This is a genomic window from Priestia sp. 53B2 (assembly GCF_056099005.1).
In genome coordinates this window covers 1-233 of sequence record NZ_JBLZXA010000115.1, presented here as the reverse complement: position 1 = coordinate 233, position 233 = coordinate 1, and the positions used below count along the sequence as shown (strand labels likewise).

The following is a 233-nucleotide window of genomic DNA, read 5'->3' as shown; positions in this document are numbered from 1 at the left end:
TATAAGTCCTGCCGGGGTGGTGGAATTGGCAGACACACAGGACTTAAAATCCTGCGGTAGGTGACTACCGTGCCGGTTCAAGTCCGGCCCTCGGCACCATTTTAATAAGCGCCCGTAGCTCAATTGGATAGAGCGTTTGACTACGGATCAAAAGGTTAGGGGTTCGACTCCTCTCGGGCGCGCCATAAACGGGAAGTAGCTCAGCTTGGTAGAGCACTTGGTTTGGGACCAAG

At 53.6% G+C, this 233-nt stretch carries 2 tRNA genes; both read left to right on the top strand.

Annotation, left to right across the window (positions count from 1 at the left end):
• Positions 1–10: 10 nt before the first annotated feature.
• Positions 11–99, top strand: a tRNA-Leu gene (locus ACN6NE_RS31400).
• A gap of 9 nt (positions 100–108) precedes the next feature.
• Positions 109–185 (top strand) — tRNA-Arg (locus tag ACN6NE_RS31395).
• Positions 186–233 lie beyond the last annotated feature (48 nt).